Source organism: Sphingopyxis sp., from assembly GCF_035998965.1.
Lineage (GTDB): Bacteria > Pseudomonadota > Alphaproteobacteria > Sphingomonadales > Sphingomonadaceae > Sphingopyxis.
In genome coordinates this window covers 16,580-41,789 of record NZ_DASYHE010000038.1, presented here as the reverse complement: position 1 = coordinate 41,789, position 25,210 = coordinate 16,580, and the positions used below count along the sequence as shown (strand labels likewise).

The window sequence follows — 25,210 nt, the reverse complement described above, 5'->3', positions numbered from 1 at the left end:
GACCGGGAGCGCGGCGGCGGCGAGCAGCGGGCGCAGGCGAAGTTCGCGCCACAGGGCGAGACAGCCGCTGGCGAGAAAGCCCGCGTAGAGCAGCATGTAGAGGTAATCCTGCTCGTTGCCGGCACGCATCGCCGCGAGGCGAATGACTTGCTGCGGATCGGTGAAGAAGCCGAAGATTGCTTCGAGGTCGGCCTGCCCACCGGCAAATTCGAACGCGAGCACCGGCGGGCCATAGCCGGGAGCGATGTCGTGGCCGGTCTGCGGGAAGACCTGCGTCAGGTGGAGGCCGAACAGCGCCGCCGCGATGCCGAGTGCCAGCGTCCAGTACCAAAAGCGTGTCGGCGCGAGTGGCCGCTCATGCTGCGCCTCGATCCAATGCTGGAGCCCCCCGGCCATCGCTGACGCCTACCCCGGTCGCACCAGTCGCTGTTCCCCGGCGAAAGCCGAGGCCCAGGGCGTTCGAACGCGACAGCTGGGCCGTACCGCCCTGGACCCCGGCTTTCGCCGGGGAACAACTCTCACCTGTCTATAGACGATTGGCGCTGCCTCCGGAGCGCGGCGGCGCACCCTATTGGCACTCGGCGCATTTGCCGCGCACTTCGATCACCGGGCGCTCGGCGGCGAAACCGGTGGCGTTGGCGGCGGCGCGGACGCCGGTCGAGAGCTTGTCATCATCGATATGCACGGCGCTGCCGCAGCTGTCGCAGATCAGGAAGATGCAGTCGTGCAGGCAGCCGGGATGACTGTTGGCGACGAAGGCGTTGGCGCTTTCGACGCGGCGGACAAGGTTGTTGGCGACGAACAGGTCGAGGATGCGATAGACGCTGTTCGGCGCGACGCGCTTGCCGCGCGCCTTTGACACCAAATCGGCGATTTCATAGGCGCTGGCAGGCTTGCCGATGGCGGCGACGGCATCGAAAATCTGTGCGCGCATGTCGGTCCATGCTTCGCCCGCGCCTTCGAGCGCGGTTTGCGCTGCCTTGGCGAGCGAGGCGCCGCTGGCCTCGACGTGCGGATGATCATGCTTGCCCATGGGCGTTTCCTTGTGCCGCGCGGCGATCCGCGCCAGCTCTTGGACAGAATGTAGGCGGTTTGGGGGGTGTCCGCAAGTTACGGACCAGTCCATTCCGGTGCCGTGATCGGTGGCGTCGTCAGCGCCCGCGTCAGTGTCTGGCGCGGCGGTTCAGGTCGTGACCGAGCGCGACAACGGTAACGCCGATCATCGTCGCCAGCACTTCGCTGCCGTCATGTGGCTGCGACAGTGCGCCCGCCATCATGCCGAGCCCGAAGCTGCCCACCGCGAACGGCATCATGTAACCGTGGCTGAGGACGCCGGAAACGAGGGTGATGAGGGCAAAGCCGATCGCGATGATCAGGCCGATCTCGTGGAACAGATGATTGTCGAACGCGACCCCGACCGAAGCGATCGAGGCAAACAGCACCGTGCTGGCGAGGCAATGGACGAGGCACAGCCCCGACAGGCCCATCGCCAACTGGTCGCCGCTGAGCGACGTCAGCGGCCGTGCGTCGCGCGCAGCCCGGACCATCGCGCCGAAGCGCGTCGATGCAGGGGCTGGGCTGGCGACTTGGGTCACCCGATTCTCCGTTGGGGCAATTGCGATGGGGGATATGGCATAACATGACAAAGGTTACAATGTCTCATTGTACATATTGGCCACCAAGCCTTTTGGGGCACGCCATCGCCAAAGCGCGCGAACCTGGCCGGACCGAGTATTGGCCGGTCGTCGCCGTCACATTGCCATCCACGCCCATGGCATGGGCTGCCCTGACTGTAGTGGGCAGGTGTCAGCAACAGCCCGCCCACTACATGTCGTCAGTTCATCAGCGGGGATCGATCAATAGGCCGCCGAGAAGGTCAAGAACCACTGCCGAGGCGCTATCGGATAAGCCGAATAGCTGTTCGTTGCCGAGCCGATCGAGATGGTGGAGACACCCTTTTTGTCGGCGAGGTTGGTCACGTTCAAGGACAATTCCGCTTTGCGCAGCGGAACGAGGGTCTCCGGAATCTTCAGGCCGACACGCGCCGAGAGGAGGAAGTAGGACGGAACGCTCGCATCGTTGGTGAAGGTGGTGAACCGACGACCGACATAATCGCCGACAAGTTGTAGTTCGACGGGTTCAATGTCGAGCGATGCCACTGTCTTGTTCATCCATTTGGGCGTTCCGGGAAGTTGCTTGCCACAGGTCGGCACCACGCCGCCGACGACGAGAAAACCGCCGATACAGGTGTCAGTCGCAGCACCGATACCGACCGCCGTCGCCGTATAGTCGCTCTGATATTTCGAGAGATTGTAGGACACCGCGTTATAGAGCGAAAAGTTCCGACCAAGGCGCAAGGTGAAAGCGGCATCGACGCCGTTGGTTTTCACGTCGCCGACATTGACGAGCGCAGACGTACCGCCGGTGATGCCGCTGCCGGCAATGCCGCCCGGATTGGTCGGAATCGCGAGAAGTCGGTTGCTGAACTTGACATGGTAATAATTGATCTGCGCCTGCAGACCGATGTCGCTACCGAGCTCGCGCCGGATGCGCAGACCCGCTTCATAGGTCCAGCTTGTCTCGGGTTTGCCTTCATTGGCAAAGGCATCGAAGGCGGCTTGGCTGCCGGTGAACCATGGCCCCCCACCGCCCGCCAGATAGGCCTGATATTGCCGCATATTCTTTTGGACGTTGAAATAGACTTCTTCATGCCCATTGAAATCATAGGTCGCGCCAATGGCGGGGAGGAACCACTTCTTCGTGTTGATCTTGCCCTCCGGCAGCGCGGTGGTTCCGCCAAGCGAACCCACGCGCGGCTGCACCGGGTACCAGCCATCGGCCCATTGGGCGCTGGTCTTGAAGCCGCCCTGGACCAAGAGCTTGTCGGTCACCTGCCAAGTGTCCTGCAGGTGCAGTTGCAGCTGCTTGATCCGCGCTTCTCCCTGATATTGGGTGAACAGCGGTTGCGCGACATCGCGCGGACGAATGTATGGCGTGCTCAGGCCTGGATTGTTAACATCGACCGCGTACCAGCGACGCCATTGCGTCGTGCTGTTGTGTTCGAACCAACCACCCAGTTCGATGCTATGATTGCCGATCTCGGCACGGATCGAAGAAATGACGCCCCAGCGGTCGATCCGATACTCGGTGGTCCGGGTGATAAGGCCCGACCCGCCCGTCGCGGCGACAAGCGCGGCGCCGGCTGCCGCGGCTTGCTGATTGGTCAGCGCGGTGCACGCTGACGGCCGTACACCGTTATTATTGGCGGTAAAGCGGCAGTTGGCGGGAAGCGTCGCATAGGCCGGATCAAGATAGGCCTGGGCGGTGGTGATCGATTGTCCCAAGGGGCCTGCCACGACGCCCGCGCCATCATTATGATGGAAATAACCCGTCGTCGACCAGGTGATATTGTCGCCCAGCGGGGCGTCATAGCGGCCATAGGCAAGATAGTCGGTGCGCTGGGCATCCGAATAATAGTTGCGATAATTGTTGCCTTCGGCCGCCGGTGAATTGCCGAGCGCGCTCAAATAGCTTGTGCGATAAGAGTCGAGTTCTGGATAGAAAAACGGCTTGGTATAGGGCGTAAAGCGCTGGGCCGGGGTCGCCGTCCCCCCGGCGGACGGCTTGAAGAATACAGTCGCATCTTCGTTTGGCTGGGTCATGTCATTATAGTCTAAATAGAGCGTAATCTTGCCAATGTCGCTGTCGTGGACAAATTTGGCGTTGGCCTGCCACCCGCCTTGTATGCCGTTAAAGTCCCACGCACGGGCGCGCTGGCGAGCGCCGGAGATATAGAGCGAATTGCCGCTGCCGAACACACCGCTGTCGACGCGGCCAAAGGTGCGCGAGGTGCCGTAACTGCCGACCGTCTGCCCGACTTGAATGCCAAAGCGGTCAAGCGGATCGGACGAATAGGTTTCGACTGTACCGCCAAGATTGCTGTTAGACGGAGTGGCCAGATCGCCCGCGCCTGTCGATACGATGACGCGGCTCACATTCTCGGAAATTACGGCACGCTGGGGCGACAGGCCATTGTAATTGCCATAGCTCTGGTCGCCCAGCGGAATGCCATCCATCGTGTAGCCAAGCTGGTTTGCGGCAAATCCATGGATGAAGATTTGCGCATTCTGTTCGTTATAACCCCATGGGTCAGCCGTGATGTACAGGACACCGGGGAGCGTCTGGATCGCCTTGAGCGGTGACACGCCGGGTAGAATCTTCTGAATTTCGACCTGCGGTATCTCGGTCGACGAGCGCGTCGTCCTGGTGGCGGTGACGAGGATCGCCCCGCTATCCGGTGCGCTGTCGTCGGCGGGAATCGCGGCGCCGGAATCGGCTGGGCTGACCTGCGCAAAAGCAGGATCGGTAATAGCAAGTGCTCCCGCGAGGGCGAGCAGGCTGGACGCAAGCAGGTTGGAAGCGCGACGGATCATGGCGGGTCCCTGTTTTGATTTGGCTGTGATCGTCGATGCAGAGCGCAACGACGAAGCGCAGCTAAGCCAGGGCTGTTACAGCCAAACGACATTCCGGATCGATTTGCGGCCTTTGCGGCGGGATAAGATGACCCGGGACATGTTCCGCGCAACCGCCATTCGCGATGCTACCCGCGGCGGCCACCCGAACTCAATGTCTTCGCCATATTGACGCCTCTAACGCGCAATTCATGGGTCCTGCCCCAAGGATGCCTATGCGTGTTCCGCCCGCAAAGCCTTGCGATCCAGCTTGCCGATCATCGTCTTGGGCAGGTTGAGCCGTACTTCGACCGCGCTCACCCGTTCGTGCTTGCCAAGCTGCGGGTTGAGCCAGGCGGCGAGCGCCTCGCCTGAAATCTCGAAGCCTTCCTCCAGCGTCACGAACGCTTTCGGCGCTTCGCCGCGATAGGCGTCGGGAACGCCGAGCACGATCGCTTCCTTGACCGCGGGATGTTCGTAAAGATGCGCCTCGATCACACTCGGATAGACTTTGAAGCCGCCGACCGCGATCATGTCCTTTAGCCGATCGACGATGCGGATATAGCCGCCGTCCTCGACCACCGCGACGTCGCCGGTGCGCAGCCAGCCGTCGGCGGTGAAGCTGTCGAGATCGGCGTCGGGGCGGTTCCAATAGCCCTGCATGATCTGCGGCCCCTTGACCGCGAGTTCGCCGGGCTCGCCCGCGGGCGCCGCCTTGGTCGGGTCTTCCTTGTCGAGCAGGCGGATGTGCGTCGCGGGGAGCGGTTGGCCGATCGTGCCGGGACGCACGGGGCCATCATAAGGGTTGGTCGCGACGACGCCCGAGCTTTCGGTGAGGCCATAGCCCTCGACCAGCGAGGCGCCGGTCGCGGCGGTGAATTTTTCGCGCAGTTCGGCGGGCATCGGCGCGCCGCCCGAAATGCAAATGCGTAAGCTGGAGAAGTCGGTCTTGGCCAGATCGGGATGATCGAGCAGCGCCTGATACATCGTCGGCACGCCGGGGAGCGCGGTCGTCTTGGTCCGGGTGATCGCCGCCAGCGCCTGCTTCGCATCAAAGCGCGGCAGCATGGTGATTGTGCCACCGTTGAGGATGGTGCGATTGAGCACGCAGGTGTTGGCAAAGACGTGGAAGAAGGGGAGGACGCCAAGAATACGATCCTCCGCCGCATGATCGGGATCGATTGCGTTCACCTGCCGCGCGTTGGCGGTCAGGTTCTGGTGGGTCAGCTTGGCGCCCTTGGGCGTGCCGGTGGTGCCGCCGGTATATTGGATCAGCGCCACATCCTGTTCGGGATCGATGGCGACCGGGTCGGGGCGGGCGTCGTTGGCGATCAGCGCCGAGAAGCGGATGATGCGGGGGTCGGACGGGATAGTGGCAATGTCGGTGCGTTTGAACAGGCGGTAGAGCAGTGCCTTGTGGCAGGTGAGGCCGCCCGCGACCGAGCCGACAACGAGTCGCTGAAGGCTCGACCCGTCGAGCACCTTGAGCGCGGTGGGCAGCAGCGCCGCGGCGCTGACGGTGAACAAGGTGTCCGTCCCCGAATCCTCGACCTGTTCCTCCAGCTCGCGCGCGGTGTAGAGCGGCGAGAAATTGACCACCGTCGCCCCGGCGGCGAGCGCGCCATAATAAGCAGCGACATAATGCGGAACGTTGGGCAGGAACAGGCCGACGCGGCGGCCCTTGCCGATTCCCAGCTGTTGCAGCCCGCGCGCGACCCGCGCGGCGCCGCGGGCGACCTCGGCATAGGAGAAGCGGCGACCCATGAAATCGAGCATCGCCGCCGCGCCCCTCCGCTCGACGCTGGCGGCGAACATCGCGGGCAGCGACAGCGGCGCGAACGACTGATCCCAGGCCGTCGGATGCTGATAATCGGTCGACCAGGAAAATTCGTCAGGCATTGTGGCGGCTTGTCCCTTTTGCGGAGGTGCGGGTTCCTGACACTAGGGTCAGTAAGCCGACATCGCAACCGGGCCGCGCTTGCGGCGCGCGACTGCCGCCGCTAGTCGTGCAGACAACAATTAAGGGGACGATCATGAACTTAATGCATTGGCGTTCGACCATCGGAACCTGCGCGCTCGCTTGGGGCGTTCTGATTGCGACGTCGGTCGCGGCGAAGGATAAGGATGCCCCGACCACCCCGGCGCAGATCCAACAGCTCTATGACTGCCGCGCGGTTCCCGATGCCGCTGGGCGGCTCGCGTGTTTCGACCAGCAGGTCGCGGCGCTGGAACAGGCGCAAATCGCCAGTGACATCACCTTTTTCGATCGCAATTCGGCGCAAAAGGCAAGGCGCGGGCTGTTCGGTTTCACCTTGCGCGATCTCCCCTTCTTTGGCGGAGGCGACGACGACAAGGAAAAGATGACCCGGCTGGAATCGACGATCAAATGGGCACGGCGCGAGGGCTATAACAAGATGCGTTTTGAAATCGAGGATGGCGCGGTCTGGATTCAGACAGACCAGACCGATTTGCCGCGCGACCCCAGGGCGGGCGAAAAGGTTGTGATCACTCCCGGCGCGGTGGGCAGTTATTTTGCCGAGATTGGCAGTCTGAAACGCATTCGCGTTCGCCGTGAGCGTTGACACCGTCGCGGGCGAAGCGGATCGGGGCCACCGTTGTCAGGCGATCTAGACGTGCGCGCGACCAGCGATAACCCCCCATTTGTTTTGCTCGATGATGCGCGGGCCGTCGGCGCAGCGCCCGCGCGCCTGTTTCAGAACCCGGTGGAAATTCTGGTCGCGCGGGGCGCAGCGGAGATTTCTGCCCTGTTTGATGCGCTGGAAACGGCAAGCGCCCGCGGGCTCCATGCCGCGGGCTATATGCACTATGAAGCGGGTAAGGGGTTGGCGTCTGCGTGGCGAGGTGCGCCGCGGCCCGTCGATGGGAATTGCCCGCCGCTGGCTTGGTTCGGGCTGTTCGAGCGGGTTGAACGGATCGACGCCGATGCGGTGTCGGCGCTGCTGCCCGATCCCGAAGCCGCGTGGATCGGCGCGGTGGCGCCGCGGGTGTCCCGCGCCGATTATCTGGCGGCGGTCGAGGCGGTGCTCGCCTATATCGCGGCGGGCGACATTTATCAGGCCAATTTGACCTTTCGCGCCGATGTGCCGGTGCTGGGCGATCCGCTGGCGATTCACGCCCGGCTGCGGCAGACGGCGCGCGCGGGTTATGGCGGGGTGATCTGGACCGGCGAGCGCGCCATCGTGTCGCATTCGCCGGAGCTGTTCTTTGCGCTGCGCGATGGCCAGGTGATGGCGCGGCCGATGAAGGGGACCGCGGCGCGATTGCCTGATAGCGACGCCGACGCGGCGGCTGCACACGCGCTGGCTGACGATCCCAAACAGCGCGCCGAAAATCTGATGATCGTCGACCTGATCCGCAACGATCTGTCGCGCGTCGCGGTGCCGGGGTCGGTCGCGGTCCCCGACCTGTTCCGCGTCGAGAGTTTTCCGACGATCCACCAGCTCGTCTCTGACGTCAGCGCGCGGTTGCCGGGCGGCGTCGGTGCGATCGATGTATTGCGCGCCGCCTTTCCCTGCGGTTCGATCACCGGCGCGCCCAAGGTGCGGGCGATGGAAATCATCGATGAACTGGAGGGCGACGCGCGCGGGCTTTACACGGGATCGATCGGTTTCATCGACCCCGACGGCGACGCAGCATTCAATGTTGCGATCCGCACGCTGGTGCTTGCGCGCGCGGGCGACTTGCCAGGCGGTGCAAATCGCGCCACGCTGGGATTGGGTTCGGGAATTGTCGCCGACAGCCAACCGGCTGAGGAATGGCGCGAATGTCTGGCGAAGGGGGAGTTTGTGGGGGCAGCGGGGGCGCGTTTCGACCTGATCGAAACCATGTTCTTTGACCCGATCGAGGGGGTGCAACGGGTGGAAGGGCATCTGGCCCGGATGAAGGCGAGCGCCGAAACGCTGGGTTTCGCGTTCGACCGGCACGGCGCGCGCAACAGTTTGCAATCGGCGACCTTTCGGCTGCGCAGCGCGGCGCGGGTGAGGATGCGGCTGGCGCCATCGGGGGCGCTCGCGGTCGAGGTGTCGCCGCTGCCGCGGCTCGCCGAGCTGCCGGTGCCGGTCGCGGTGCGTCCCGTGCCGATGGCCGCCGACGATTTTCGGCTGGCGCACAAGACCAGCCAGCGCGCGGCTTATGACGATGCGCGTGTGGAAAGCGGCGCCGCCGAGGTCGTGTTTGTCGACGAGCCGGGTTTCGTGACCGAGGGTAGCTGGAGCAATATCTTTGTCGAACGCGACGGCCAGCTGCTCACCCCGCCGCTGGCGCTAGGGCTGCTGCCCGGGGTGCTGCGCGCCGAACTGATCGACAAGGGGCGCGCGGTCGAATCGCATCTGCGGCTGGCCGATCTGGCGGACGGGTTCTTCATCGGCAATTCGCTGCGCGGGCTGATCCCGGCGCGGTTGATGAAGGATATCGCGCCGTGACGGAGATAGGCTGACCCTGTTACCACGCTACAGTAGTAGACGGGAGAGTCAGCCTGGCCGTAAGATCGGGCGCTGTCTGTTCTCTCGTTCGGTGCTGCGCTGCATAGCTAATTTATCCCACGCTGCGCTTGCGAAGATCGGGCGGAGGCTTTAGGCGCGGCCCCGCGCAATTTCCGGTCAAATCACCGCCTGTCCGCGCAAGCTACGGAAAGTATCGTCATGTCGCTGAAGCCGCATATATCCGCCGCCCTCAACCGCATCCAGCCGTCGGCGACGCTCGCGATGACGGCACGCGTCTCGGCGCTGAAAGCTGCGGGCGTCGATGTGATTGGCCTTAGCGCGGGCGAGCCCGATTTCGACACCCCCGATTTCGTCAAGGAAGCGGCAATCGAGGCGATCCGTAACGGCCAGACCAAATATACGCTGGTCGATGGCACCGTCGCGCTGAAAGAAGCAATCCGCGGCAAGTTCCGCCGCGACAACGGGCTCGATTTCGGGCTCGACCAGATCACGGTCAATGTCGGCGGCAAGCATACCCTGTTCAACGCGCTGGTCGCGACCGTGGACAAGGGCGACGAGGTCATCATCCCGGCGCCCTATTGGGTGAGCTATCCCGACATTGTGGCGTTTGCGGGCGGCACGCCGGTGGTCATCGAGGGCGGCGCGGCACAGAATTACAAGATCACCCCGGCACAGCTTGACGCGGCGATCACCCCTAAGACGCGCTGGGTTATGCTCAACTCGCCGTCGAACCCGTCGGGCGCCGCCTATTCGGGCGAGGAGCTCGACGCGCTGGGCGAAGTCATCTGCCGCCATCCCCATGTGATGGTGATGACCGACGATATGTACGAGCATGTCTGGTACGCCGATTTCGCCTTCACGACCTTTGCGCAGCGTTGTCCCGACCTGATCGACCGCATTCTGACCGTGAACGGCTGTTCGAAAGCCTATGCGATGACCGGCTGGCGGATCGGCTATGCCGGCGGTCCGGCCTGGCTGATCAAGGCGATGGGCAAGCTCCAGTCGCAATCGACCTCGAACCCCTGTTCGATCGCGCAGGCCGCCGCTGCCGCCGCGCTCGGCGGGCCGCAGCAGTTCCTTGATGACCGCAACGCCGCGTTCAAAAAACGCCGCGACATGGTGGTCGCGATGTTGAACGATGCGCCCGGGCTGAACTGCCCGACCCCCGATGGCGCTTTCTATGTCTATCCGGACGCAAGCGGTTGCATGGGCAAAAAGACCCCCAACGGCGCGCTGATCGACAGCGACGAGAAGCTGATCGATTATTTCCTCGACAGCGCGAAGGTCGCGGCGGTGCATGGCGCGGCCTTTGGCCTGTCACCCGCCTTCCGCGTGTCCTATGCGACGTCGGAAGCGGTGCTGAAAGAAGCCTGCGTGCGCATCCAGCAGGCGTGTGCGGCGCTGCGCTAAAGCGCCGCTCGCCCCGCGCATAGGAATTCTGTACCGACCGGTCTTGTAATGCCGGGTACGGAGCCTATCTGGACATGAACGGCGGTTAAGCGCCCGGTTCACCGGATAGTAAGCCATCCTGTTTAGGGTGACGGACATCACTGCACGGTTGGTCGGGGCGCGCCATATCGTCGGTGTAACCGCAGCGGTCTTGGCCGCGAACAACGATAGATGAAAAAAGAGGCTCCCCATGCTCAATCTCTTCCGCTCCGACTGGTTTTTGTCGATGCTCGCCGGTTTCGCGATTGGCGCAACCTATATCGTGCTCAACCAGCCCGCGCTGCCGCTCCCCGCATGACGCAAGGCCGCGGCGCGCCATTCAGCCGTATCATCGCGACGCTCGTCGCGGGGGCGATCTTGGCGCAATGCGCCCCGGCACAAGCCGAAAGCGTCGTCAAGCTGCCCGCTGCGGCCGTCGATCCGGCGGTGAAGACGAAGCGCGCGACCGCGGTGCTGGCGGGCGGCTGTTTCTGGGGCGTCGAGGGCGTCTTTGCCAATGTTAAGGGCGTGATCTCGGTCGAATCGGGCTATCATGGCGGCAGCGCCGCGACCGCGAAATATGAACTGACCCACGACGGCACGTCGGGCCATGCCGAGGCGGTGCGGATCGTTTATGATCCGACGCAGGTGAGCTACGGCACCCTGCTGCGCGTGCTGTTTTCGGTGGTCGCCGATCCGACCTTGAAGAATCGCCAAGGGCCGGACGTCGGATCGCAATATCGCGCCGCGATCGTCCCGCTCGACGCCACGCAGCGTCAGGTCGCGACGAGCTATCTGGCGCAGATCGGCAAGGGCAAATATTTCGCCAAGCCGATCGTCGTCCCGGTCGAAAGCTACAAGCGCTTTTACCGCGCCGAGCCCAATCATCAGGATTTCATGCGCCGCAATCCGTCGAACGGCTATATCGTCCGCTGGGACGCGCCGAAGCTAGCGGCGTTCAAGCGGCTGTTCCCCACCATGGTGCGCGCGACCCCGGCGCCCTGAGCGCGCCGCAGTGCCGCCACTCGTCGCGCGGGAGGAATCATTCGTCGCAAACCGCTAGCCCCCTATGCTCGCCTGCGAGACCAAGAATCGGGGATAATATATAAGTCGTCGGCTGCGGGGTTTGCATGGGTTTTCAGTTTTCGGGCCGACCGTTCCTGGCGATGGTCACCAGCGCCGCGGTGCTCGCGGGCTGCGTCAGCAGTGCCGCGGTGCCGCCGCCACGGCCGCAGCCTGTCGTTCAGCGGCCCGCGGGTTCGGTAACTGTGCCGATCGGCCAGCCGGTGCGATCGACGATGCCGCGCCCGGTTGGTCCTATCGATCCCGGGTTTCGTCGCCCCCCCGCAGGACTGACCGAACGCATCCATTTCCTGTGGCGCGCCTTTCCGGGCAAGACCGGGATCGCGGTGCAGCGGATCGACGGCGAATGGGCGATTGCCGAGCGCGGTGGCGAATTGTTCCCGCAGCAAAGCGTGTCGAAATTCTGGGTTGCGCTGACCGCGCTCGATGCGGTCGATCAGGGTCGGCTGCGGCTCGACCAACAAGTGCGGATCGGCCCCGAGGACTTGACCCTGTTTTACCAGCCGCTCGCCGCGCGCGTCCGTGCGCAGGGGTCGGTCACGATGACCGTGCGCAGCCTGATCGAAACAGCGATCACGCAAAGCGACAATACCGCGAACGACAGCCTGCTGCGCACCGTCGGCGGACCGGGTGCGGTGCGCGCCTATATCTCCAAAAAGGATTTGGGAGCGATCCGCTTCGGCCCCGGCGAACGCTTGCTGCAAAGCGGCATCGCCGGGATGTCGTGGCAGCAAAGCTATTCGGTCGGGCGCAATTTCGAGACTGCGCGGTCGGCGCTCTCCCCCGCGACCCGCCGCGCCGCGATGGACAATTATCTGGCCAACCCGATCGACGGCGCCAGCCCGACAGCGGTCGCCAGTGCGCTGACCCGGCTTGCGCGCGGGACGTTGCTCTCGCCCGAATCGACCGAATATCTGCTCGATGTGATGAGCCGGACCAAAAGCGGGCCGAAGCGGTTGAAGGCCGGTCTCCCGCCCGGCTGGAAGTTCCTGCACAAGACCGGTACCGGCCAGAACTTGAACGGCATGACTGCGGGCTACAACGACATCGGCATTGCGACCGCGCCCGACGGCACCCGCTATGCCATTGTCGTTTTTATGGGTAGTACGACGTCGCCGATCCCGGCGCGCATGGCGTTGATGCAGGCGGTGTCGAGCGCGGTTGCCGAATTTCATGGAAGATAATCGCTGATGCGGATTGCTGTTCTGTCCTTGTCGCTGCTTGCGCTCGCGGCCTGCGCGACCCCCGAAGCGCGGCTGCGCACCGGGTTGGTCAATGCTGGCCTGTCGCAATCGATTGCTTCCTGCATGGCCGAACGGATGGTCGACCGGCTGTCGCTGGTCCAGCTGCGCCGCCTGGGTTCGCTCTCCACCCTGAAGGACAAAAGGATGAGCGAGTTGTCGCTGAACCAGTTTCTCCACAAGGTCCGCGCGCTGAAAGACCCCGAGATATTGACGGTGACGACCAGCTCGGCGGCGCTCTGCGCTTTTCGGTAAAATGACGTCGCCCCCGCGAAGGCGGGGGCCGCTGGCGTTGCGACACACGTATAGCGGCCCCCGCCTTCGCGGGGGCGACGTGATCATTCGCGGGGTAGCCTTGCCCGCCAACTTGTGCTTAGGCGGCGGCAATTCTCCCCGCCCCAAGACTCGAAAGGCCCGGCAGACCTCATGAACATCCACGAATATCAGGCGAAAGAACTGCTCGCGAAATATGGTGTCGCGGTGCCCAAGGGCATTGCCGCGATGAGCGTCGAAGAAGCCGTCGCCGCAGCAAAGCAGCTCCCCGGGCCGCTTTACGTCGTGAAGTCGCAGATTCATGCTGGCGGCCGCGGCAAGGGCAAGTTCAAGGAGCTCGGCCCCGATGCCAAGGGCGGTGTCCGCCTCGCCAAGACCATCGAAGAGGTCGAAGCGCATGCGAAAGACATGCTTGGCAACACGCTGGTGACGGTCCAGACCGGTGAAGCCGGCAAGCAGGTCAACCGCCTGTACATCACCGACGGCGCCGACATTAAGCAGGAATTCTACCTCGCACTGCTCGTCGATCGCGGTTCGAGCCGCGTTGCGGTCGTCGCTTCGACCGAAGGCGGCATGGACATCGAAACCGTCGCGCACGACACGCCGGAAAAAATCCACACGATCACCATCGACCCCGCCACCGGCCTCCAGCCGCACCACGGCCGCAGCGTCGCCGCGGCGCTTGGCCTGTCGGGCGATCTGGCGAAACAGGCTGCCAAGGTTCTGGCCGGTTTGTACGCCGCATTCCTCGGCACCGATGCCGAACAGATCGAAATCAACCCGCTGGCGGTGTGCGAAGGTGCGAACGGCGACGAGCTGCTCGTGCTCGACGCCAAGGTCGCGTTCGATGGCAATGCGATGTTCCGCCACAAGGATCTGGCAGAGCTGCGCGACCTGACCGAAGAAGACCCGGCCGAAGTCGAAGCGTCGGAATATGACCTGGCGTACATCAAGCTCGACGGCAATATCGGCTGCATGGTCAATGGCGCGGGCCTCGCGATGGCGACGATGGACATCATCAAACTGAACGGCGAATTTCCCGCCAACTTCCTCGACGTCGGCGGCGGCGCTTCGAAGGAAAAGGTGACCGCGGCGTTCAAGATCATCCTGAAAGATCCCGCGGTGAAGGGCATCCTCGTCAACATCTTTGGCGGCATCATGAAGTGCGACATCATCGCCGACGGCATCGTCGCGGCGGCGAAGGAAGTGAATCTGTCGGTGCCTTTAGTCGTCCGCCTGGAAGGCACGAACGTGCAGCAGGGCAAGGACATCCTCGCCAATTCGGGGCTGCCGATCGTCGCGGCCAACGATCTGGGCGACGCCGCCAAGAAGATTGTCGCGGAAGTCCGCGCGGTCGCGTGACTTTAATCCTCTCCCCTTGAGGGAGAGGATAGGGAGACTTGGGCCGTCGGGCCCTAGTCGAACTTGGTGAGGGCCTGCGACGTGTCATCCCCTCACCCAGCTTCGACTAGCCAGCAAGCTGGCAAGTCTGCGCAACCCTCTCCCTCAAGGGGAGAGGGGCATTAGGTTGACGTTTACGTAAGCGCGAATTATGGCGCAGTGCACAATTTGCTGAGAGGAGCTTTAGGCCCATGAAAATCCTCGTCCCCGTGAAGCGGGTGCTCGATTACAATGTGAAGCCGCGGGTCAAATCCGACGGCACCGGCGTCGATCTGGCGAATGTCAAAATGTCGATGAACCCGTTCGACGAGATCGGGATCGAAGAAGCGATCCGCCTGAAGGAAAAGGGCGTCGCGACGGAGGTTGTCGCTGTCAGCGTCGGCCCGGCAAAGGCGCAGGAAACGCTGCGCACCGCGCTGGCGATGGGCGCCGACCGCGCGATCCTGGTGCAGACCGACGACGACGTCGAACCGCTGGCGCTCGCGAAAATCTTCAAGGCGATTGCCGATGTCGAAGCGCCCGGGCTTGTCATCCTCGGCAAGCAGGCGATCGACGGCGACAACAACCAGACCGGCCAGATGCTCGCCGCGCTGACTGGCTGGGCGCAGGGCACCTTTGCCAGCGCGGTCAATGTCGAGGGCGACCATGTCAGCGTGACGCGCGAAGTCGACGGCGGTCTTGAAACGGTGAAGCTCAAGCTTCCCGCGATCGTCACCACCGACCTCCGCCTGAACGAGCCGCGCTACGCCTCGCTGCCGAACATCATGAAGGCGAAGTCGAAGCCGCTCGATACCAAGACCCCCGCCGATTATGGCGTCGATACGACGCCGCGGGTCAAAATGGTCAAGGTGTCGGAACCGCCCGTCCGCTCGGCGGGTGTCAAGGTCGCCGATGTCGATGAACTGGTTGCCAAGCTCAAGGCGATGGGAGTGCATTCATGAAAACTCTGGTTTGGGTCGAACATGACGGCAGCGCCGTCAAGGATGCCACGCTCGCGGTGGTCACTGCCGCGTCGAAGCTCGGCGAAGTCCATCTGCTCGTCGCCGGTTCGGGCGTCGATGCGGTTGCCAAGGAAGCCGCGCAGATTGCGGGCGTGGGCAAGGTGCATGTCGCTGACAACGCCGCCTTTGGTCACAATCTGCCCGAAAATGTCGCGCCGCTCGTCGCCGAGCTGATGGCGTCGCACGACGCCTTCCTCGCGCCTGCGACGACGACCGGCAAGAATATCGCGCCGCGCGTCGCTGCGCTGCTCGACGTGATGCAGATTTCGGAAATCCTGTCGGTCGAAGGTCCGAAGACCTTCACGCGTCCGATCTACGCGGGCAACGCGATTGCGACCGTCGAATCATCGGATGCGAAGCTGGTCCTCACCGTTCGCGGCACCGCGTTCGACAAGGCCGCGACCTCGGGCGGTTCGGGTACCATCGAAGCCGTCGGCGCGGGCAGCGATGCCGGTATCTCGACCTTCGTCGGCGCCGAAATCGCCAAGCAGGATCGTCCTGAGCTGACGTCGGCGAAGATCATTGTGTCGGGCGGCCGCGCGCTGGGTTCGTCGGAGAAGTATCAGGAAGTGATCGTCCCGCTCGCCGACAAGCTGAACGCCGCGCTCGGCGCCAGCCGCGCCGCGGTCGATGCGGGCTATGTCCCCAACGACTATCAGGTCGGCCAGACCGGCAAGATCGTCGCGCCGCAGGTCTATTTCGCGATCGGCATCTCGGGCGCGATCCAGCATCTGGCGGGGATGAAGGACAGCAAGACGATCGTCGCGATCAACAAGGACGAAGACGCCCCGATCTTCCAGGTCGCGGACTTCGGCCTCGTCGCCGATCTGTTCAGCGCGGTGCCGGACCTGACGGCCAAGATCTAGGCCGGTCGTGGCTGGCCAGCATCCCGGAGTGCCCGGACTCGGCGACGCCCCGTTCAACGCGGGGGGTCGCCGGTCGGCGCGCCCGGCGCCGCGTGGCGGCGAAGAGGATGACGAGACCGCCGAAGACGAAACCCACGGTCGCTCCCTAACGCTGGCGAGCGTTGCGCGCGATGCCCGGCTCGACAAGAAGTTCCTGCTGCTGATTACGCTGTCGTCGGCGATCGCGACGCTGGGCCTGCTGCAAAGCTCGGCGGCGGTGGTGATCGGCGCGATGCTGGTGTCGCCGTTGCTCGGCCCGATCATGGGGGTCGGCTTCGGGCTGGCGACGCTCGAAAGCAATTTGATCAAACGATCGCTGGTTACGATGGCTGCGGGCATGGCGGTCGCGATCATCGTCGCGATGCTGATCATCTGGATGTCGCCGATTCAGGACGTCACATCCGAACTGCGCGCGCGGACCCAGCCGACCCTGCTCGACCTGGGGGTCGCGGTCGTCGGCGGGATCGCCGGCGTCTATGCGATCATGCGCAAGCTGTCGGGGGTGATGGTCGGGGTTGCGATTGCGACCGCGCTGGTGCCGCCGCTTTCGACCGTTGGTTTTGGTCTGGCCACGGGCCGCTTCGACTTTGCGCTGGGCGCCGCGCTGCTGTTCCTCACCAATACGCTGGCGATTGCCTTTGCCGCGACCGCGGTCGCGCGGCTCAACCGCTTTGGGCCGTCGCTGACCCCGCAGCATACCGCGATGCAGGTGATCGGGATCATCGTCACGCTGGGCATATTGTCGATCCCGCTGGCGCTGTCGCTGAACAATATCGCCCGCGAACTGCGCGCGCGTACGACAGTCCAGTCGGAGCTTGATACCCTGCTGGGTGACGGCGACCGCATCGACACGCTGACGGTGCGGGTCGAGAATGACGACATCGCCGTGGACGGCGTCGTGCTGGTCGATCAATATGCGGCGCGGCTCAATCAGCGGCTGGCGGGCAATGTCCGCAGCGAGCTGGACCGCAATGTGCGCGTCAATATCGTCCAGTTGCGCCAGCAGACCAACGCCGCGGTGCAGTTCGAGGAACGGCTGAACCAGCGCATCGCGACGCTGGAGCAACGCGAAGCCGATAGCCGCACGATCCTGGCCAGCCTGACCGTCGGCGAACTGGTGCGCCGCGACCGGGTGCTGATCGATGCCCAGGCCCGCCGCGTCATTGTCCAGCGCGACCGCGAGGCCGAGGGCGAACAGGTTGCGGCTGCGGTCGACCGGATCATGGCGTCGGTGCAGGCGGATCACCCGCGATGGCTGATCCAGAACGGCGCACTGACCGCGGCTGAGGCACCGGTGCCGGAAACGGAAGCCGGAGAAGCGCCTTAGTACCAGCGGCATGGACGCGCCGACAGTGTCATTCTTTTGTCATCATGATGCCCTTGAGCAGCCGCAAGGAGTCGATCATGCCCCAGTCCGACAAACGCGCCCTGCTGGCGGAAGGCCTGGCGGCCGGTGATGATGACGCGGCGCTGCACGCGCGGCTGGTCGCGGCGGGCGTTTCGGCGGCGGCGGCGAAATATGAGGTCGACCGGCTCGCCAAGGATCCGATGGCGGCCGAACTCCGCGCACAGGCGGCGCGGATGGCCAAGCAGCGCTGGTTGTTCGCCAACCAGCAGCGACTGGCGTTCGAGGCGGAGGGCGGATTTGCGCTCGACACGCTCGCTGCGCCCGACGCCGACCATTTCTATCGTCACTATTACGAAGCGAACCGGCCCGCGAAGCTGGTCGGGCTGATCGATCACTGGCCGGCGCTCACCCGCTGGTCGCTCGATCATTTCGCGGCGGTTGCGGGCGATGCCGTTGTCGAGGCGCAGGTCGAGCGCGAGCGGGACCCGGATTATGAGCTTGCCAAGGATGATCACCGCCGCCTCGTTCGATTCGCCGAACTGATCGACTGGCTGCGCCAGGACGAGCCAAGCAACGACATCTACCTTACCGCATACAACAGCGGCACCAACGCCGCGGCGCTCGCCCCACTGTGGGGTGATATGGCGCCGATCGACCTGCTCGACCCGGCGCGCACGAGCGACGGTTTTTTCTGGCTGGGGCCGAGGGGGACGCTGACCCCTTGGCACCATGATCTGACCAACAATCTGCTGGTCCAGGTGATCGGCCGCAAGCGGGTGCGGATGGCGCCGCCGTGGGCGTTCGACCGGATGAAGAACAGTCGCCATTGCTTCTCGGATTGGGGCAATGCCGCGCTGCCCGCCGGACCCGGCGATGCCGCCACGCCGCCGGTGCTGGAAACGATCATCGCCCCCGGCGAAGCGATTTTCCTGCCGGTCGGCTGGTGGCATCAGGTCGAAGCACTCGACCTGTCGGCGAGCATGAGTTTCACAAGTTTTCGCCGGCCCAATGTGCATGTCGAGGATTATGCATCCTATGGCGCTTTGTGATCGCGCGGCGCGTCATGCAGTTGGTCGGTTAGCCGGATCGTAAGCTCTATTCGCGATAGGGCACCGATGGCCCTGATCAGCGATTATCAGCAGCGGCAGATGCGCGACACCGAACTGCGGCGTTTCGACCGCTGGTTCGTCGACACCGCCATGGGGCCAGCCTATCGCGGCCGTGACGGACGGGCGCGGGGGGTGAAGCCCGATGAGGTGGCGCGCTGGCGCGGCGAGGTCGAGGCGCATGTCGATGCGATGATCGCTTCGATCCCGGCGCAGGCCGCGTGGGCGATCGTCGCTCTGCTGATCATCGTGTTCGGCGGCGGCTGGCTGCTCGACCAGCTGGCGATTGCGCCGCGATACCATGCGCCCGCGATCGGGCTGGCGGCGTTCATCGTCGAGGTCGGCATGATCGGCATCGAAATCTGGGACTATGTCGCGGGATGGCGCGCGCGCCGCGACGGCATCGAGGCGGCGGTCGCCGCGCGCGCCCCGCTGCCGATCGACCCGGCGCGGCTGGGCAGCGGGCATAACTGGTTCCAGACGGCATCGATTGCTGCGACCGTACCAATCATCGCGCTCGCCTTCTTTTCGCATCTCGATGAAAGCCTGATCGAACGGATCGATTGGTGGGGCTGGATTTTGTTGACCGGGCCGCTCGCCTGGGCGCTCCATTTCGCAGGCAAATGGTACGACCGACGCATCGGGAGCCTGCGGCGCTAGAGGTAGCGCGGCCCCATCCGGTCGCCCCCACGCGCGTTCTCGGTGGCGCCTCGCTCCGGCGGCACAGGCAAATGTTCGCTTGCCGTTTACGTAAACTGCAAGCATCATCCGCCGATGAACAGCCTGAGTCACGCCCTGTCCGGCTTGATGACCCGCATGGTGGGGCCCGGTGCATTGACCGGTCTGACGCGCCTGTCGGGCGGCGCCAATATGGAAAGCTGGGCGTTTGATTGGGCGGGCGGCGCTTATGTCCTGCGCCGCGCGCCGTCGGCGGATTATATGGCGGGGCGGCCCTATGGCCATGCCGACGAGGCGGCGCTGGTGATTGCGGCGCATGGCGCGGGGGTAAAGGCGCCCGAGGTGGTCGGGGTGCTGACGGACAGCGACGGCATGGGCACCGGCTATGTGATGCGGCGGGTGATCGCCGAGGTAAACCCGGCGAAGATATTGGCCGATCCGCCGCCGTCGCTGCTGACCGATCTGGGGCGCGAACTGGCGCGTATTCATGCGATTCCTGCCGAAACCATTCCCGCCGCGATCCCGCTGATGGACACCGCGGCGGCGCTCGCCGAGCTGAAGGAGCGCTTCCTCGATTATGGCGGCGACCGGCCGGTAATCGCGCTGGCGATCAAATGGTGCGAGGATCATCTGCCCACGCCTGCCGACCCCGTGCTCGTCCATGGCGATTACCGGATGGGCAATATCATGGTCGATGTCGCCAAGGAGAGCGGGCGGCTGGCCGTCGTGCTCGACTGGGAGCTCGCGCATCGCGGCGACGCGCATGAGGATCTGGCGTTCGGGTGCATGACCGTGTGGCGGTTCGGGCGGATCGATCAACCGGCGTTCGGGGTGGGCAGCCTAGAGCAGTATTTCGCGGCCTATGAAGCTGCGGGCGGGGTAAAGGTCGACCGCGACCGCTTCCACTTCTGGCTCGTCTATCGCACCCTGTGGTGGGCGCTCGGCTGTTTGCAGATGGGGCAGGCGTGGCGCAGCGGCGCCGATCCGACGGTCGAGCGCGTCGTCATCGGGCGGCGAACTGCTGAGCAGGAGCTTGACTTGCTGTTGCTGCTGGAGGCGGAAGCGCCCGCGGACGAACGCGACCGCGCGCTGCCTTCGCCGCCGCCTGATGCTCTCCCGTCGACCGGCGAGCCGACCAACCGCGAGATGGTGCAGGCGGTGCGCGACTGGCTGGCCGAGGAGATCAAGCCCGGCGCCGAGGGGCATGGGAAGTTTCAGGTCGCGGTGGTGATGAATGCGCTCGGGATCGTGATGCGCGATCTCAACGCGGGGGTGCGCGCCGAGGACCGGGCGTTGGCCGATGCCTTGCTCAGCGGCGCAACCACCCTCGCTCAGCCCGGCCTGCTCGCGAAACTACGCCGCGCGGTGCTGGATAAATGCGCCGTCGACAGCCCTAAATATACCGCGCTCGCCCGCGCGCGCGAAAGCTGGGGCGCACAAGAATAATCAGGGAGAGAGACATGGATTTTGCGATGCCCGCCGACTTGCAGGCGTATCTGGACGAGCTCGATGCGTTTATCGAGGCCGAGATCAAGCCGCTGGAGGACGCCGACGACAATATCCGCTTTTTCGACCATCGCCGCGAACATGCGCGCACCGACTGGGACAATCAGGGGCTGCCGCGTCACGAGTGGGAAGAGCTTCTCCGCGCCGCGACGCGCAAGGCCGATGCCGCGGGACATTGGCGGTTCTCGGCGCCAAAAAAATATGGCGGCAAGGACGGCTCGAACCTGTGGATGGCGGTGATCCGCGAGCATTTTGCCGCCAAGGGTCTCGGCCTCCACAACGATCTGCAGAACGAACATAGCATCGTCGGCAATTTCCCCTTCGTCGAGATGTTCGAGCAGTTCGCGACGAGCGAGGAGCAGAAGCAGGAATTCATCCTCGGCGGGTTCGAGGGCAAGCGCCGCACTGCCTTCGGGCTGACCGAACCCGATCATGGATCGGACGCGACGCATATGGAGACGCGCGCCGTCCGTGAAACCCGCGATGGCGTCGACGGCTGGCGGATCGACGGGCGCAAGATGTGGATCACGGGGATGCACGTCGCGACCCACTGCGCGACCTTTTGCCGCACCGATGGCAAGGATGGCGATGCCAAAGGGATCACCTGCCTGCTGGTGCCCACCGGCACGCCGGGGATGACGGTCGACGAATATATGTGGACCTTCAACATGCCGACCGACCATCCGCGGATGACCTTCGACAATGTGTGGGTGCCCGACAGCGCGCGCCTGGGCCCGGTCGGCGGCGGGCTGTCGATCGCGCAGAGCTTTGTCCACCAGAACCGCATCCGGCAGGCGGCATCATCGCTGGGCGCGGCGGTATTCTGTATCGAAGAGTCGGTGAAATATGCGCGACAGCGCAAGCCATTCGGCGAGGCGCTGGCGCGCAATCAGGCGATTCAGTTTCCGCTCGTCGAGCTGGCGACGCAGGCCGAAATGCTGCGGCTGCTGATCCGCAAGACCGCGTGGGACATGGACAACACCCCGCACAAGGAGATCGAGCACACGCTGTCGGACAAGGTCAGCATGTGCAATTACTGGGCGAACCGGCTGTGCTGCGAAGCCGCCGACCGCGCGATGCAGGTGCATGGCGGCATTGGCTATTCGCGGCACAAGCCGTTCGAGCATATCTATCGCCACCACCGCCGGTACCGCATCACTGAGGGGGCGGAGGAGATCCAGATGCGGAAGGTGGGGGCGTATCTGTTCGGGTATCTGGGGCCAAGGCGGGGGACGTTGGGGTAAGGGAAATCCTCCCTGTGGCGAAGCCATGGGGAGGGGGACCGTTCGCGAAGCGAATGGTGGAGGGGCCGCGACAGTAGCGTTATTGCCCCTCCGTCAGCCCGCCGGGCTGCCACCTCCCCATCGCTTCGCGACAGGGAGGATTGTTTCGCCTCACCGCTTCCTTACAAACTCCGCCCGCAGTACCAGCCCCTTGATCCCCTCATGGCGGCAATCGATTTCCTGCGCGTCGCCGGTCAGGCGGATCGACTTGATCACCGTGCCGACCTTCAACGTCTGCCCCGCGCCCTTGACGGTCAGATCCTTGACCAGCACCACCGAGTCGCCGTCGGCCAGCAAATTGCCGACGGCGTCGCGCACTTCGGGTCCCGCGGCATCGGCGGGGTCGCGCGCGGCGATGTCGCCCGCCGCCATCCATTCGCCGCTCGCCTCGTCATAGACATAATCATCGTCGGCCATGCTGATCCTAACTCGGTTTGCGGAAGCGCAGGGTGAACTGGTCGGTCTTGCCGCGGATTGCGGGGTCGAAGACGTTCGTCGTGCGCGGGTCGTCGGCGCGTTGATAGAGATCGCTTTCGGCCTCCAGCGTGAACCCGGCCTTGGTCAGCGCCGCGACCACCGCCGCCTTGTCGATACGGTGCAAGCTGTCGGCCAGCGTCGTGCCGGTGCCGTCGGCGGCGCTATGATCGACGATCACCAGCGTTCCGCCGGGCTTGAGCGCCGCAAACAGCGCTGCGCTCGCCTTGTCGCCGGTGCCTTCGGGAAAGGGCTTAAGATAGAGGTCGTGGAAATTCTGCACCGTGATGATCGTGTCGAGCGGCGCGGCAAAGGCGGGCGCCGCGAACGGACCCGCGACGGCATCGACATTGGCATAAGCGGCATCGACCGCGGCCTGATCGGTGCCATATTGCGCCCTGAAGGCAATGAACTCGGCGGGCTGGAAGGCGTGGACCTTGCCCGCCGGGCCGACGGCAGCGGCGAGCAGGCGGGTGACATAACCCCCGCCCATCACAAAATCGCCGACCTGTTCGCCCGGCGCGATCTGCGCGAAGGCGAGCAGCTCGGCGGGTTTGCGCGCCGCGTCGCGTTCACGATCGGCGGAAGGGCGCGCCGGATCGGCGAGCGCGGCGGCATAGTCGGTCGCCGCGGCCTCTTTGGCAGCGAGCGGGGTCGCCGACAGGGCGAGCAGCAGGGCGAGGGTAAGCGGACGGATCATGGCATCGACTCCCGTGGTGTATCGCATCGGTATAACAGCATCGCAGCGGCTTCGCCCGTTTATTTGCATCTCGCGATTTTGATGATAGGTTTCTTCGTGAAACTAAAAAGATCGGGAGAGTCGGGATGTTTGATCTGGTGATACGCGGCGGCACCGTCGTCGATGGTACGGGCGGCGCGCCCTTTGTCGCGGACGTCGCGGTCGATGGCGACCGGATCGTCGCGGTGGGCGAAAATCTTGGCGCTGGCGCCAAGGAAATCGACGCCAGCGGCAAGATCGTCACCCCGGGCTTCGTCGACGTCCACACCCATTATGATGGGCAGGCGACCTGGGACGCCGAAATGGCGCCGTCGAGCTGGCACGGCGTCACTACCGTCGTCATGGGCAATTGCGGCGTCGGCTTTGCCCCCGCCAAACCCGACCGCCACGAATGGCTGATCTCGCTGATGGAGGGGGTCGAGGATATCCCCGGCACTGCGCTGGCCGAGGGTATGAGCTGGGACTGGGAGACCTTCCCCGAATATATGGACGCGCTGGAGAAATTGCCGCGTACTGTCGACGTCGCCTGCCATGTCCCGCACGGCGCGGTGCGCGCCTATGTGCTCGGCGACCGCGAGAAACCCGGCGCGATCCCGACCGAACAGGACATCGCCGAGATGTCGCGGATCGTCGAGGAAGGCATCCGCGCCGGCGCGCTCGGTTTCTCGACCAGCCGCACCGTGCTGCACAAATCGATCGACGGCGAGCTCGTCCCTGGTACCACGGCGACCGCCGAAGAACTGATCGCAATCGGCCGCGCGATGGGGCGCGTCGGATACGGCGTGTTCGAAATGGCAAGCGACCTGAAGCGCGAGTGGAACGAATTTCAGTGGATGGGTGATCTCAGCCGTGAAACCGGGCTGCCGGTGACCTTCGCCGCGCTGCAATCAATCGCCAAGGAACTGCCGCTCGAAGAACAGATCGAGGAAATGCGCCGCCAGAATGCGACCGGCGCCAACATCGTCGCGCAGATCGCGCTGCGGGGCAACGGCATCATCATGGCGTGGCAGGGGACGGTGCATCCGTTCCGCTTCAAGCCGGCGTGGAACGAGATCATCGACCTGCCGTGGGAGGCGCAGCTCGCCAAGCTGAAGGATCCCGAATTCAAGGCGCGGATGATCGCCGAGGAGAATGTCTGGCCCGAAAGCGACATCATCGATTTCCTGAAAATCGTCGCGCTCGGCTGGCCGGTGCAGTTCGAAATGGACCCCGATTTTAATTACGAACCGAAGATGGACGAAAGCATCATGGCGCGCGCCACCGCGGCGGGGGTTTCGCCGGGCGAATATGCCTATGACCTGCTGATGAAGGATGATGGCAAGGGCTTCATCTACTTCCCCATCCTCAACTACCGCGACGGCAACCTCAATTTCCTTGAGGATTTGCAGCATGCCGACGACACGGTGAACAGCCTGTCGGACGGCGGCGCGCATTGCGGGACGATCTGCGACGCCGCCTCGCCGACCTTCATGCTGCAGCATTGGGTGCGCGACCGGGCGGGCAAGCGCATCGCGCTCGAACATGCGGTGAAGCGCCAGTGCCGCGATACCGCCTTGCTCTATGGGCTTGAGGACCGCGGCGTGCTCGCGCCAGGCTATCTCGCCGACCTCAATGTCATCGATATGGAGCGGCTGAAACTCGGCAAGCCCTGGCTCGCCTTCGACCTGCCTGCGGGCGGCAAGCGCCTGCTGCAAAAGGCCGACGGCTATGTCGCGACGATCAAGTCGGGCGAGGTGACCTTCCGTGACGGTGCGATGCAGGGGCCAACCCCCGGCGGCGTGATCCGCGGCCCGCAGCGCGTCGAAATGGCGATGGCGGCGGAATAGGCCG

At 64.4% G+C, this 25,210-nt stretch carries 21 protein-coding genes; 15 read left to right on the top strand and 6 right to left on the bottom strand.

The genetic code is table 11. The features are described from left to right. Positions 1–568: 568 nt before the first annotated feature. The 4 genes from VGN68_RS05515 to VGN68_RS05500 form a co-directional block, all read right to left on the bottom strand. Positions 569–1,033 carry a Fur family transcriptional regulator gene (locus tag VGN68_RS05515; protein WP_327474683.1) on the bottom strand — a complete coding sequence of 155 codons (465 nt, stop codon included), beginning with the start codon at positions 1,031–1,033 and terminating at the stop codon, positions 569–571. Between the two features lie 130 nt (positions 1,034–1,163). Then, positions 1,164–1,595, bottom strand: coding sequence for a MerC domain-containing protein (locus VGN68_RS05510; RefSeq protein WP_327474682.1), 432 nt, complete (start codon positions 1,593–1,595; stop codon positions 1,164–1,166). A gap of 261 nt (positions 1,596–1,856) precedes the next feature. Beyond that, positions 1,857–4,433: a TonB-dependent receptor gene (locus VGN68_RS05505; protein WP_327474680.1), complete on the bottom strand. Its 2,577-nt coding sequence runs from the start codon at positions 4,431–4,433 to the stop codon at positions 1,857–1,859. Positions 4,434–4,685: 252 nt separating this feature from the next. Then, positions 4,686–6,350 (bottom strand): AMP-binding protein, encoded by a 1,665-nt coding sequence (locus VGN68_RS05500; RefSeq protein ID WP_327474679.1) that lies wholly within the window; start codon positions 6,348–6,350, stop codon positions 4,686–4,688. Positions 6,351–6,484: 134 nt separating this feature from the next. Between VGN68_RS05500 and VGN68_RS05495 the strand changes: the two genes are divergently transcribed. From VGN68_RS05495 to VGN68_RS05430, 14 genes are all read left to right on the top strand, one after another. Beyond that, positions 6,485–7,033, top strand: coding sequence for a hypothetical protein (locus VGN68_RS05495; protein ID WP_327474678.1), 549 nt, complete (start codon positions 6,485–6,487; stop codon positions 7,031–7,033). A 51-nt stretch (positions 7,034–7,084) separates the two neighbouring features. Next, the gene (gene pabB, locus VGN68_RS05490; protein ID WP_327474676.1) at positions 7,085–8,893 is read left to right on the top strand and encodes an aminodeoxychorismate synthase component I; all 1,809 of its coding nucleotides are present in this window, start codon (positions 7,085–7,087) and stop codon (positions 8,891–8,893) included. Between the two features lie 219 nt (positions 8,894–9,112). Then, entirely contained in the window at positions 9,113–10,324 is a 1,212-nt protein-coding gene (locus VGN68_RS05485; protein ID WP_327474674.1) for a pyridoxal phosphate-dependent aminotransferase, read from the top strand. 333 nt (positions 10,325–10,657) lie between these two features. Then, complete coding sequence (gene msrA / locus VGN68_RS05480) at positions 10,658–11,347, top strand: peptide-methionine (S)-S-oxide reductase MsrA (RefSeq protein WP_327474673.1); 690 nt, start codon at positions 10,658–10,660, stop codon at positions 11,345–11,347. A 125-nt stretch (positions 11,348–11,472) separates the two neighbouring features. After that, on the top strand, positions 11,473–12,609 hold the full coding sequence (gene bla, locus VGN68_RS05475) for a class A beta-lactamase (protein ID WP_327474672.1): 1,137 nt from the start codon (positions 11,473–11,475) through the stop codon (positions 12,607–12,609). A gap of 6 nt (positions 12,610–12,615) precedes the next feature. Continuing rightward, positions 12,616–12,921: a hypothetical protein gene (locus tag VGN68_RS05470; RefSeq protein ID WP_293701957.1), complete on the top strand. Its 306-nt coding sequence runs from the start codon at positions 12,616–12,618 to the stop codon at positions 12,919–12,921. 171 nt (positions 12,922–13,092) lie between these two features. Beyond that, a complete protein-coding gene (sucC, locus tag VGN68_RS05465) occupies positions 13,093–14,301 on the top strand; it encodes an ADP-forming succinate--CoA ligase subunit beta (protein ID WP_327474667.1) in 1,209 nt (402 codons plus the stop codon). A gap of 230 nt (positions 14,302–14,531) precedes the next feature. Continuing rightward, the gene (locus VGN68_RS05460) at positions 14,532–15,281 is read left to right on the top strand and encodes an electron transfer flavoprotein subunit beta/FixA family protein (protein ID WP_327474665.1); all 750 of its coding nucleotides are present in this window, start codon (positions 14,532–14,534) and stop codon (positions 15,279–15,281) included. Further along, a complete protein-coding gene (locus VGN68_RS05455; protein WP_327474663.1) occupies positions 15,278–16,207 on the top strand; it encodes an electron transfer flavoprotein subunit alpha/FixB family protein in 930 nt (309 codons plus the stop codon). Before VGN68_RS05460 ends, VGN68_RS05455 begins: the two co-directional genes overlap by 4 nt. 28 nt (positions 16,208–16,235) lie before the next feature. Beyond that, complete coding sequence (locus VGN68_RS05450) at positions 16,236–17,573, top strand: TIGR00341 family protein (protein ID WP_327474661.1); 1,338 nt, start codon at positions 16,236–16,238, stop codon at positions 17,571–17,573. Between the two features lie 77 nt (positions 17,574–17,650). After that, on the top strand, positions 17,651–18,643 hold the full coding sequence (locus tag VGN68_RS05445; RefSeq protein ID WP_327474659.1) for a cupin-like domain-containing protein: 993 nt from the start codon (positions 17,651–17,653) through the stop codon (positions 18,641–18,643). A gap of 66 nt (positions 18,644–18,709) precedes the next feature. Beyond that, entirely contained in the window at positions 18,710–19,360 is a 651-nt protein-coding gene (locus tag VGN68_RS05440) for a hypothetical protein (RefSeq protein WP_327474657.1), read from the top strand. Positions 19,361–19,474: 114 nt separating this feature from the next. After that, complete coding sequence (locus VGN68_RS05435) at positions 19,475–20,824, top strand: phosphotransferase family protein (RefSeq protein ID WP_327474655.1); 1,350 nt, start codon at positions 19,475–19,477, stop codon at positions 20,822–20,824. A gap of 14 nt (positions 20,825–20,838) precedes the next feature. Continuing rightward, a complete protein-coding gene (locus VGN68_RS05430; RefSeq protein ID WP_327474653.1) occupies positions 20,839–22,128 on the top strand; it encodes an acyl-CoA dehydrogenase family protein in 1,290 nt (429 codons plus the stop codon). Positions 22,129–22,278: 150 nt separating this feature from the next. Here VGN68_RS05430 and VGN68_RS05425 read toward each other — a convergent pair whose 3' ends face one another. Together VGN68_RS05425 and VGN68_RS05420 are read right to left on the bottom strand one after the other, a co-directional pair. Continuing rightward, positions 22,279–22,584: an alkylphosphonate utilization protein gene (locus tag VGN68_RS05425; RefSeq protein WP_327474651.1), complete on the bottom strand. Its 306-nt coding sequence runs from the start codon at positions 22,582–22,584 to the stop codon at positions 22,279–22,281. Positions 22,585–22,591: 7 nt separating this feature from the next. Then, positions 22,592–23,341, bottom strand: coding sequence for a methyltransferase (locus tag VGN68_RS05420; RefSeq protein WP_327474649.1), 750 nt, complete (start codon positions 23,339–23,341; stop codon positions 22,592–22,594). 125 nt (positions 23,342–23,466) lie between these two features. Here VGN68_RS05420 and VGN68_RS05415 point away from each other — a divergent pair, with 125 nt between their 5' ends. After that, positions 23,467–25,206 carry a D-aminoacylase gene (locus VGN68_RS05415; RefSeq protein ID WP_327474647.1) on the top strand — a complete coding sequence of 580 codons (1,740 nt, stop codon included), beginning with the start codon at positions 23,467–23,469 and terminating at the stop codon, positions 25,204–25,206. The last annotated feature ends 4 nt before the right edge of the window (positions 25,207–25,210 follow it).

Excerpts from the sequence above, each read along its gene's own strand:
- VGN68_RS05495 (WP_327474678.1), top strand. The coding sequence starts at position 6,485 with ATGAACTTAATGCATTGGCGTTCGACCATCGGAACCTGCGCGCTCGCT.
- VGN68_RS05515 (WP_327474683.1), bottom strand. The coding sequence starts at position 1,033 with ATGGGCAAGCATGATCATCCGCACGTCGAGGCCAGCGGCGCCTCGCTC.
- VGN68_RS05505 (WP_327474680.1), bottom strand. The coding sequence starts at position 4,433 with ATGATCCGTCGCGCTTCCAACCTGCTTGCGTCCAGCCTGCTCGCCCTC.
- VGN68_RS05425 (WP_327474651.1), bottom strand. The coding sequence starts at position 22,584 with ATGGCCGACGATGATTATGTCTATGACGAGGCGAGCGGCGAATGGATG.
- VGN68_RS05445 (WP_327474659.1), top strand. The coding sequence starts at position 17,651 with ATGCCCCAGTCCGACAAACGCGCCCTGCTGGCGGAAGGCCTGGCGGCC.
- VGN68_RS05420 (WP_327474649.1), bottom strand. The coding sequence starts at position 23,341 with ATGATCCGTCCGCTTACCCTCGCCCTGCTGCTCGCCCTGTCGGCGACC.
- VGN68_RS05500 (WP_327474679.1), bottom strand. The coding sequence starts at position 6,350 with ATGCCTGACGAATTTTCCTGGTCGACCGATTATCAGCATCCGACGGCC.
- VGN68_RS05440 (WP_327474657.1), top strand. The coding sequence starts at position 18,710 with ATGGCCCTGATCAGCGATTATCAGCAGCGGCAGATGCGCGACACCGAA.
- bla (WP_327474672.1), top strand. The coding sequence starts at position 11,473 with ATGGGTTTTCAGTTTTCGGGCCGACCGTTCCTGGCGATGGTCACCAGC.
- sucC (WP_327474667.1), top strand. The coding sequence starts at position 13,093 with ATGAACATCCACGAATATCAGGCGAAAGAACTGCTCGCGAAATATGGT.
- VGN68_RS05470 (WP_293701957.1), top strand. The coding sequence starts at position 12,616 with ATGCGGATTGCTGTTCTGTCCTTGTCGCTGCTTGCGCTCGCGGCCTGC.
- VGN68_RS05415 (WP_327474647.1), top strand. The coding sequence starts at position 23,467 with ATGTTTGATCTGGTGATACGCGGCGGCACCGTCGTCGATGGTACGGGC.
- VGN68_RS05435 (WP_327474655.1), top strand. The coding sequence starts at position 19,475 with ATGAACAGCCTGAGTCACGCCCTGTCCGGCTTGATGACCCGCATGGTG.
- VGN68_RS05485 (WP_327474674.1), top strand. The coding sequence starts at position 9,113 with ATGTCGCTGAAGCCGCATATATCCGCCGCCCTCAACCGCATCCAGCCG.
- msrA (WP_327474673.1), top strand. The coding sequence starts at position 10,658 with ATGACGCAAGGCCGCGGCGCGCCATTCAGCCGTATCATCGCGACGCTC.
- VGN68_RS05430 (WP_327474653.1), top strand. The coding sequence starts at position 20,839 with ATGGATTTTGCGATGCCCGCCGACTTGCAGGCGTATCTGGACGAGCTC.
- VGN68_RS05460 (WP_327474665.1), top strand. The coding sequence starts at position 14,532 with ATGAAAATCCTCGTCCCCGTGAAGCGGGTGCTCGATTACAATGTGAAG.
- VGN68_RS05455 (WP_327474663.1), top strand. The coding sequence starts at position 15,278 with ATGAAAACTCTGGTTTGGGTCGAACATGACGGCAGCGCCGTCAAGGAT.